Annotated in this window: 9 protein-coding genes and 1 tRNA gene; 6 read left to right on the forward strand and 4 right to left on the reverse strand. The window is 57.1% G+C overall.

The window, feature by feature from the left end; genetic code table 11:
• Positions 1-19 precede the first annotated feature (19 nt).
• The 4 genes from ABSB80_RS04965 (at position 20) to ABSB80_RS04980 (ending at position 3,897) form a co-directional block, all read left to right on the forward strand.
• A complete protein-coding gene (locus tag ABSB80_RS04965; RefSeq protein ID WP_428368771.1) occupies positions 20-310 on the forward strand; it encodes a 50S ribosomal protein L30e in 291 nt (96 codons plus the stop codon).
• Between the two features lies 1 nt (position 311).
• A complete protein-coding gene (locus ABSB80_RS04970) occupies positions 312-788 on the forward strand; it encodes a NusA-like transcription termination signal-binding factor (protein WP_428368773.1) in 477 nt (158 codons plus the stop codon).
• A gap of 267 nt (positions 789-1,055) precedes the next feature.
• Positions 1,056-2,243, forward strand: a complete 1,188-nt coding sequence (locus ABSB80_RS04975; RefSeq protein ID WP_428368775.1) for a phosphoglycerate kinase — start codon at positions 1,056-1,058, stop codon at positions 2,241-2,243.
• Positions 2,244-2,352: 109 nt separating this feature from the next.
• Complete coding sequence (locus ABSB80_RS04980; RefSeq protein ID WP_428368777.1) at positions 2,353-3,897, forward strand: carboxylesterase/lipase family protein; 1,545 nt, start codon at positions 2,353-2,355, stop codon at positions 3,895-3,897.
• 99 nt (positions 3,898-3,996) lie between these two features.
• On the opposite strand, the gene ABSB80_RS04985 is transcribed toward ABSB80_RS04980, so the two are convergent.
• Positions 3,997-4,071 (reverse strand) — tRNA-Arg (locus ABSB80_RS04985).
• Positions 4,072-4,245: 174 nt separating this feature from the next.
• On the opposite strand from ABSB80_RS04985, the gene ABSB80_RS04990 reads away from it, so the two are divergent.
• The gene (locus ABSB80_RS04990) at positions 4,246-5,139 is read left to right on the forward strand and encodes a PEGA domain-containing protein (RefSeq protein WP_428368779.1); all 894 of its coding nucleotides are present in this window, start codon (positions 4,246-4,248) and stop codon (positions 5,137-5,139) included.
• Positions 5,140-5,741: 602 nt separating this feature from the next.
• Here the strand turns inward: ABSB80_RS04990 and ABSB80_RS04995 are convergent.
• Together ABSB80_RS04995 and ABSB80_RS05000 are read right to left on the reverse strand one after the other, a co-directional pair.
• Positions 5,742-6,140, reverse strand: a complete 399-nt coding sequence (locus ABSB80_RS04995) for a DUF473 domain-containing protein (protein ID WP_428368781.1) — start codon at positions 6,138-6,140, stop codon at positions 5,742-5,744.
• A gap of 5 nt (positions 6,141-6,145) precedes the next feature.
• Positions 6,146-6,955 (reverse strand): proteasome assembly chaperone family protein, encoded by an 810-nt coding sequence (locus tag ABSB80_RS05000; protein WP_428368783.1) that lies wholly within the window; start codon positions 6,953-6,955, stop codon positions 6,146-6,148.
• Positions 6,956-6,989: 34 nt separating this feature from the next.
• Here ABSB80_RS05000 and ABSB80_RS05005 point away from each other — a divergent pair, with 34 nt between their 5' ends.
• Positions 6,990-7,307, forward strand: coding sequence for a DUF5611 family protein (locus ABSB80_RS05005; protein WP_428368785.1), 318 nt, complete (start codon positions 6,990-6,992; stop codon positions 7,305-7,307).
• 275 nt (positions 7,308-7,582) lie between these two features.
• Here the strand turns inward: ABSB80_RS05005 and ABSB80_RS05010 are convergent, their stop codons facing one another.
• A complete protein-coding gene (locus tag ABSB80_RS05010; protein ID WP_428368795.1) occupies positions 7,583-8,491 on the reverse strand; it encodes a post-COAP-1 domain-containing protein in 909 nt (302 codons plus the stop codon).
• Positions 8,492-8,536: the final 45 nt, after the last annotated feature.

Below are 8,536 nucleotides of genomic sequence, written 5' to 3' on the forward strand. Positions count from 1 at the left end.
AAAAATCAGAGGAATTGTAATGGATTTTAATGCTTCACTCAGAAGAGCCATCAAGACAGGAAACGTAATCCTTGGCCAGAACAACACGGAAAAATGCATAAAAGAGGGCAAAGCCCAGATGGTTGTCGTTGCAGGCAACTGCCCGGCAGCCTTCACCTCAAAACTTACCGGTCACGGGAACCTCTTCATCCATACCTTCGAGGGCTCGAGCGTAGCGCTCGGCAAGGCATGCGGGAAGCCGTTTATGGTGAGTACCCTTGCCATCGTGAGCCCTGGCGAGTCAGACATTCTCTCCCTGAAGAGGGCATGATATGGTCGAAGTGAAACTGACTGAAGACTGCATGCGCCTCATCTCCCAGTTCGAGAGCCTGACCGGCGCGGGGAGCCGCGACTGCGTTGTGGACGACCGCAACGCGCGGCTCATCTTCGTGATCAACCCCGGCGACATGGGGCTTGCGATCGGCAAGAAAGGTGCTTCGATCAAGAAAGCTTCGGAAGTCATGGGCAAGAAGATCGAAGTCGTGGAATACAACAATAACCCCGAGCAGTTCATCAAGAACTGCTTCCTGCCTGCCCAGGTCACGTCCATCCTGTTCGAAGGAGAACCCGACCAGCAGACAGCGACCGTCGAGGTCAGGGACGAGGACCGCGGCATCGCGATCGGCAAGGACGGCAAGAACATCTTCAAGGCAAAGAAGCTGGCATCACGCCAGCATAATATCGCCGATGTCCAGATCCTGCAGAAACCGATCGACAGCCAGCCTGCCGACGGGCAGGGCCAGGTATAGCCCAGGTTCTTTCCGGCAGCCTGTTCCTTTCTAGCAAGGCGCGTGTCCCATTTTTAGAGCCCGACCTTCGGATAGTGTCCGAATCAGGCGGCTCCCGTTGTTCACCGGGGTACCTGCACGGTCAGGGACCGGGAGAGTGTCATTTCCCGTTGATCACACCCCAAAACCGGGCTATCCTGACATAGGTATATATTCCCGTTTTCAGCAACCGGTGGTTAAGAGACCCGGGGCTTCCATCAGGAACTCTCAGGAAACAGGAGTTGGACCATGCAGAAAAAGACGGTGAGGGATGAAGAGGTTGGCGGAAAACGGGTGCTTGTCAGGGTCGATTTCAATGTGCCCATGGACCGGAACGGCAAGATCGAAGACGATACCCGGATCCGGGCCTGCCTCCCCACGATCATCTGGCTGATCGATCACCGCGCCCGGGTCATCCTGTGTTCGCACCTTGGCAGGCCCCATGGCAGGGTGGACGAACACCTCCGGCTGGCACCGGTAGCCCGGCGCCTTTCGGAACTCCTGCAGAGACCAGTTGAACCTCTGTCGGAGGCGATCGGACCCGGGGTCCTGCGGGCAGTCTCGGAAATGCAGGACGGGGAGATCGTCTTCCTGGAGAACCTGAGGTTTTACCCGGGCGAAGAGGAGAACAATCCTGGTTTTGCCCGCGAGCTCTCCCGGCTGGCGGATCTCTCTGTCAATGATGCCTTTGGCGCGAGCCACCGGGCGCATGCATCCGTAGTAGGGCTGGCAGCCTATATCCCCTGCGTAGCCGGGCTCCTCATGGAAAAAGAGATAGTGATGCTGGGCAGTCTCCTTGAGGACCCTGCCCGCCCTTTTGTTGTCATCATGGGCGGGGCAAAGGTGGGAGAGAAGATCGGGATCCTGGAGAATATCCTTACCCGGGCGGATTGTATTCTTGTGGGTGGCGGGATGGCTGCCACGTTCCTGAAAGGCAGAGGGTGGGATGTCGGAACCTCTGCTGTGGAACCCGGCACGATGGAACTGGTCGGTTCGATCCAGCGCAGAGCGGCGGCTCTTGGTGTACGGGTCCTGCTTCCGGTAGACGTGGTGGTCGCTGAAAAACCGGAGAGCGGTGCGACTGCCCGGGTGGTGAGGTCTGACCAGATCCCCCCCGGTTGCAGGATCGCGGATATCGGGCCCCTGACCATTCTGGAGTTCACTCAGGAGCTCAGGAGATGCCGGACCGTAGCTTGGAACGGGCCGATGGGAGTATTTGAGATCCCTCAGTTTTCAGACGGGACACGATCCATCGCCACGGTCCTGGCAGGCCTCGATGCCATAACTGTCATCGGGGGAGGGTCCACGGCAGAGGCCGTAACGCAGCTCGGGCTTGCCGGCAGGATGACGCACGTCTCTACCGGCGGGGGGGCGTCGCTCCAGTTTCTTGCCGGGAAGACCCTGCCGGGGATCGCAGTCCTGGTGGACAAGGAATGAGTGACCGGTCCGTGCAAGGCGGGTTACTCCCGATCGGGGAACAGCCGGCGACCTACCAGAATCCTTAAGACACCTTCATCCAAACACCCATACTACAGTGAAATTTTGTATGGTTCGCAGGTACCGGTATCCCGTCCATATCGTCCTCGTTGTTCTTCTTCTTGCCGGGGTCATCCTTCTTGCCGGATGTACCGGCACAGCACCGGATTCCGGTGCTGTCAGAACGGAATCCGGCCTTGTCTCCGGCACCTTCTCTGACGGCGTCCGGGCGTATCTCGGCATACCGTATGCGGCGCCTCCGACCGGTGACCTGCGGTGGAGACCCCCTGTACCGCCCCCGCAGTGGCAGGGTACCCGGCAGGCGACCGCGTTCGGGGCGGCTTGCCCCCAGCTGGTCCCGGCAGATACATCCGCAGAAAGCCTGCCCGGGAATATGAGCGAGGACTGCCTGTACCTGAATGTCTGGACCCCGGCCCGGAGCGGGGACGAAAAACTCCCGGTCATGGTATTCATCCATGGCGGGTCGTTCCTGCAGGGTGCGGGCTCCATGCCGCTCTATAACGGGACAAGCCTTGCAAAGAAAGGTGTCGTTCTCGTCAACCTGAATTACCGGCTCGGACCCCTCGGCTTCCTTGCCCATCCTGCCCTCGCGAACGAATCGCCGGTGCACTCTTCCGGGAACTACGGGCTGGAGGACCAGGCCGCCGCCCTCCGGTGGGTAAAGAACAATATCGCTGGATTCGGCGGGGACCCGGACCGGATCACGATCTTCGGTGAATCTGCCGGAGGTGCTAGTATCCTTGTCCACCTGGCGGGAAACGAGACGCGGGGGCTCTACCGGCAGGCGATCGTCGAGAGCGGTCCCTTATGGACGAACGGGTCCGAGCTGAACATCATCAGCACGAAGGCGGAGGCAGAGCAATACGGCGATGCGTGGGCACAGGGCCTCGGGTATGCGGGCCCGGACGCGATCGCCCGGATGCGGGGTGTAGACGCCTGGACCCTGGTGAATGCAACACCATGGTCTGCGTCGGCGTTCCGGCAGGTTCACACGCTACGGTTCAAGCCGGTCATCGACGGGTGGCTGATCCCGGAGGACCCTGAGAAGATCTTCCTTGAGGGACGTCAGAACCCGGTCCCCCTGATCATCGGAACCAACAGTGACGAGGGTTCCACGCTCGCCACGAATGTCGGGTTGAATGTTACCGGGTACGAACAGTATATCCGGAAGCACTTCGGCGAATATGCACCCGAGGTCCTCCAGAAGTACCCGGCCGCCACTCCTGCGGAGGTCCAGCAGCAGATGGAGCGGATCATGACGGATGTAGACTTCAGCGCCGCGGCTGCGTTCGTTGCCGGCTCCCAGGCAAAGCTGAACCGGAACACGTACCTGTACCGCTTCTCCTATGTCCTGCTGCCGGAGAGCCAGCTCGGGGCGTTCCATGGCGAGGAGATCTTCTTCGTCTTCCGCCCGGCCGCGATTGTGCCGGACCCGGCGGGAGCCAGGGTCTCCGATACGATGCAGGATGCCTGGACCCGGTTTGCGAGGAGCGGCGATCCGGCCGGTGGCAACCTGACGTGGCCGCAGTACACCCGTGAGAACGGCTCATACCTCGATTTCGGGGCAGAACCGGTCGTGAAGGGTGGGTACTGATCTTTTTTTTGTCCGGCTCGTGGATCGTCTCCGGAACCAGGAACCGCCCCGGGCCGGGAGATCACCGTCTCCGCAGGTCACCGAATCGCAAAAAAGGAACGGGCCTGGGGGGATTTGAACCCCCGACATCCGGGTTAGAAGCCCGGCGCTATGTCCAGGCTAAGCCACAGGCCCATGTGACGCCAATAACATTCGTGCTTGTGGATAATTAATCTGCTTCCTGCCGTCCTTCCCCGACCGCCTGAATCTTTTGCCATCCGTTTTCCGGTATCGGATAAATTTGGCAAATTATATTAAGCGTCGTTTATAACGTATTTCCATCAACTCACCATGATGGGAAGTATCGCGATGAAAACTGTTCTTATACTCTGCCTGCTCCTCACGTGTGCCCTGCTGCCGGTGCCCGCGGGTGCCATGGGTAATATCTCCATCACCTCAACACCTCCGGGGGCAACGATCTATCTGGATGGCGTCCCTGCCGGCAGCATCACGCCGGCCACGGTCGAAAATGTTGCCAATACGACGCATACGGTATTGTTACAGCTCTCCGGGTACCAGGATTACACCCAGACCAATCTCCAGGTAAACGACAACCAGACAAGTATGGTCTCTGCTACTCTTACCAACCTGACCAGTTCCGTCTCCTTCTCTTCCGTTCCCGCCGGAGCCACCGTGTATGTGGATGGCGTAAGCAGGGGGACAACGAACATGGCCGGGGTTACCGTCAGTTACGGCAGCCGGACCGTGCTGATGACGCTCGCCGGATATGCGGCCTGGTCGCAGACCCTCCTCTTCAACGGAGCTTCCCAGTCGGTGACCGCCCAGCTGACGTCGGCGGTCACGAACGGGAGCATCTATTTCGAGACAAATCCTGTCGGGGCTGCGGTATACATAAACTCAACAAATATGGGAATTACGGATGTTACCCTGTACAACCTCACACCGGGATCATACCTGTTCCGGCTGCAGAAGAACGGGTACATCGATTATTCCGGGCTTATCACCGTGACCCCGGGAAACACGACGAACTTTTACCGGAAGCTGACTGCAGAATATACGGAAACGACGGTTTTCACGACGATTCCCACGCCGGCGGTAACGGCTGCCCGGACCACCAGACCGTCCACGCTGAAAGTCCCGACACCCTGGCCCAGTGCTACCACCACGCAGGCTTCGCCGATCGGGATCGAAGTCCTTGCGGGTGCCGTAGGGCTCGCTCTCGTCCTTACAAAAAAGATCTGAGCGTTCCCGATTTTTCCGGGTTTCTGCAGGTACTGAGTAAAAATAAGAGCTTTGTAGAAACAGACATGAACCGATCGGGTTCACTTCCGGAACCATGAAACTCGTTCAGTTACGAGAGCTTCCCGCATCAGGGCCTCTCCGAGGCATAGCGGGGCAAGGAGGTTGAACCGCCGCGGGGGCGAGTTGAAAATTCTCTTTCAGAGAATTTTCTCCAGCCAGCCCTGACCATCTGGTTACGGTTGGCTCCCCGTTGGGGGCAGCCGAAGGCTGTGGAGAAGATATCAATCTTCGACTGCGGCGGCGTTCATCGCAACGATAAAGAGAATTCACCTCCCGTGATATCCGAATAATGTGATTTTCATACAAAATCCTATTATCTATTAAATTAGCTTATAATTTCAAGTGGTTGTGAGGATGACCCCCTCTTTTTATTCTCCTTCTTTTCAAAAGATTTTCGCCAACTGCCTTAAGGCTGTCGCGATAGAAGGTTGCCATGGCGGCGGAAGCGGAGGCATAAGATGCCGTAGCTCCCAAGAGTGTCTACAACGGATACCGATGATTTCTACAAAACCAAAATAAGGCCCTGGTGAAAAAGGAGGTCTTCAGCCGGCGTGGTAGCACGAGGACTTGAGGACTTCCACTCCCGTGGGTTTGGTGAGCCCCTCGTGGAAGACCTGCTTGACAACGGATGATGAACAGTACTTGACCTGGACCCGGGCCGACATGCGCTCCCGCTCTTCGTAATAGAGGCCGTGGGAGAACTCCACGATCCGTTTCATCGTGATATTGGTGGAGAGGAGGTACACGCAGATACCGGGATCGCCCGAGGAGAGGTCTTCGATGTCGATCGAAGTCATGAAGATATGGGTGTCAGGGCCCGGTTCGACTCCGGCAATGGTGATGATGTTGTTGGTACTCTGCAGCTCGACCGTCCGTGGCCTGCCCGACTTGAGATCCGTGATCACATCCGGGGAGATACCGGTTAAAGCAGCACATCTCATCGCGATCACCCGTACATCGGAAGGTCTTTTTTCGGGGTCGACTCTGCCTGCTGCTGTACTTCCTCGGCGATCTTGCCCATGCTCTGTTCTATTTCGACCGCCTGCTCGATGAGCGGCTGGACATCGAGCGCAAGGTTGTACATCTTGTTGAGCACCTCGATGGTGGCCGCCGAGGAACGGGGGTCGGGGGCATTGATCGTCTCGCCCAGCAGGCCGACCGCCGGGATGTTCCGGGCCTTGCATTCGGTAAGGATGCTGGATGCGATCCCCGAGATGCTGCCGATCGGCAGGACAAGGGTATGTTCCTGGACCCGCCGCAGTGCATCGGGAGAGGTGGCGACACCGAAGACCCTCTTCTCCGGCTCATTGGTGATGATCCCTGCGATCGTGAGGACCTCCCTCGGCTTGAACGGGGTGAGCCATTCGAGGATGCCGTTTGAGATCTCGTAACAGATCATAGGGGCGATGGGGATATCGGCCACAATGGCAGCAATATTCAGGTCCCCGCTCTTTTTCAGGTATACGCGGACCGGGTCGTTGATGAGCCCCTTATTCATCATCGCAAGGGGCGGGAAGTACTTGGAAGTCATCGATCCGATCAGTTCGAACTCGAGCTGGTCGACCATGTACTGCAGTGCGATCGTCCCGACGAGCCCGCTCCCCGGGAACCCCATGAGGACTGCGGCCCCTTCTTCGGGAAGCGGTTTGGAAAAGATATTGAGTTCCCTGGTCGGCTTTATATCGACGAGATCCTCATGGATAGTGTCGAGCCTCGTCAGGACCTTTTTGCTGTATTCAGTTGATTCGGCGGTCATTAGATTAACATACACCCAGTACTAAAAAAGTATTATGCAAGAATATCCCATCAAGCGCGGGCTGACCAGGGACCTTGAGACCAGGGTTGTTTTCGAACTGAAGAACTGTTTTGGTGCGGAACCGGAAAAGACGGCGAAAGGCTACCGGATACAGGCCGGTGCGCTGAAACGTCTCGACGTGAACGTTGGTGCCGGCGGGAAATCGGTCATCATCGATACGGAGTCCGACATCAGTGCCGCGGATGAGGTGATCCTCGATACCAACAAGCGGTTCCGGAAATTTCTCGATGCCATCACCGGATTTTCCACCAAGGAACGCGTGAAGCGGGCAAAGAGCACGGCCGGAGAATAAGCCCGGGGCCGGGCCCGATAGCGGGGATCGGGATACCAGCAGCGGCACGGCGAGGATTAGAGGGTGCCATCCGGTACTGGGATCGTCTGAGGCACGATGATCGTTGCCGGGATCATCGAACTGATTACCGCTGTCAGCGGGATCGTCAACCCTGATATTTTCAAACGACCTGAAAGAGGGAAGAATCCGGATACTGTATCCCGGTTTTCCGGTATTCAGATCAAAGAGGAGGGATTGGAACTGGCGAATGCCCGTCATAAAAAAATTGGTTGTTGTTAGTGGTTGTGGTTGTCGTTCTTATTGTCGAAGAATTCTTTAACGAGATCCGTCACACTCAAACGATCGTTGTTGCAGTTATTATGACCGTCATTTTCATCCTTATCATAATATCTCCCTTTGTTATTGGTATCGTGCGGGTTTCCGCATTCCCTGTGGATCTGGATGTTGCCGCCCTTCAGAGTGCCCGAAGCGCTGTAACCGTTCGAGAGTTGCAGACTGAAACTGTCCTTGTTGCGGCCGGGGTCGCCGTTGTCAGCAACTACAACCGTGTAGGTGAAGGCTCCTATGCCGTTGACCGTGGCAATGCCCTGGATCTTACGTGTCACGGGATCGATTACGGTGTAAGCCGTAACACTCGTGCTCTCGACCTTCACACCTTTGTGGTCATTGAATGAGACATTAGCCCAGGACCTGTCGTTCCCGGTGCCGGCGGAGACAGCGAAGGTCGCTTTATCATTGATCCATCCACCACCGGTAACGAAATCTTTGCAAGGCTCGGGTGTTGGCGTTGGTTTAGGTGTACATGTTGGTGTCGGTTTAGGTGTACATGTTGGTGAGGGTGTTGGTGTTACCGTAGGTGTAGGAGTAGGTGTAGGTGTTGGTGAGGGTGTTGGTGTTACCGTAGGTGTTGGTGTAGGTGTTGGTGTGGGAGTAGGTGTTGGTGTGGGAGTAGGTGTGGGTGTTGGAGTAGGTGTAGGTGTTACCGTACCGCCGCAGGTCGTGGTTGTGTCGATTGCGTCATTAACCATCGTCACTTCACCATTCAAAGCCAACATCCGGCCCGACACGATTGTAATAGGGGGATTGTTTGCGGCGGAAGTCATGGTAATGGACGTGGTGGCAATAACGGTTCCCAGGAACTGGGAGCCATCGATAGTCGCGGAGGAACCAACAGCCCAATACACGTTCGAACCGCAAGACGGACTGCCGGTGCCGGTGTTGATGGCGAC

The organism is Methanoregula sp. (genome assembly GCF_050010295.1).
GTDB lineage: Archaea > Halobacteriota > Methanomicrobia > Methanomicrobiales > Methanospirillaceae > Methanoregula.

Coding starts and splice junctions, on each gene's coding strand:
- ABSB80_RS04970 (WP_428368773.1), top strand. CDS start 312: ATGGTCGAAGTGAAACTGACTGAAGACTGCATGCGCCTCATCTCCCAG.
- ABSB80_RS04980 (WP_428368777.1), top strand. CDS start 2,353: ATGGTTCGCAGGTACCGGTATCCCGTCCATATCGTCCTCGTTGTTCTT.
- ABSB80_RS04990 (WP_428368779.1), top strand. CDS start 4,246: ATGAAAACTGTTCTTATACTCTGCCTGCTCCTCACGTGTGCCCTGCTG.
- ABSB80_RS04965 (WP_428368771.1), top strand. CDS start 20: ATGGATTTTAATGCTTCACTCAGAAGAGCCATCAAGACAGGAAACGTA.
- ABSB80_RS04975 (WP_428368775.1), top strand. CDS start 1,056: ATGCAGAAAAAGACGGTGAGGGATGAAGAGGTTGGCGGAAAACGGGTG.
- ABSB80_RS05005 (WP_428368785.1), top strand. CDS start 6,990: ATGCAAGAATATCCCATCAAGCGCGGGCTGACCAGGGACCTTGAGACC.
- ABSB80_RS05000 (WP_428368783.1), bottom strand. CDS start 6,955: ATGACCGCCGAATCAACTGAATACAGCAAAAAGGTCCTGACGAGGCTC.
- ABSB80_RS04995 (WP_428368781.1), bottom strand. CDS start 6,140: ATGAGATGTGCTGCTTTAACCGGTATCTCCCCGGATGTGATCACGGAT.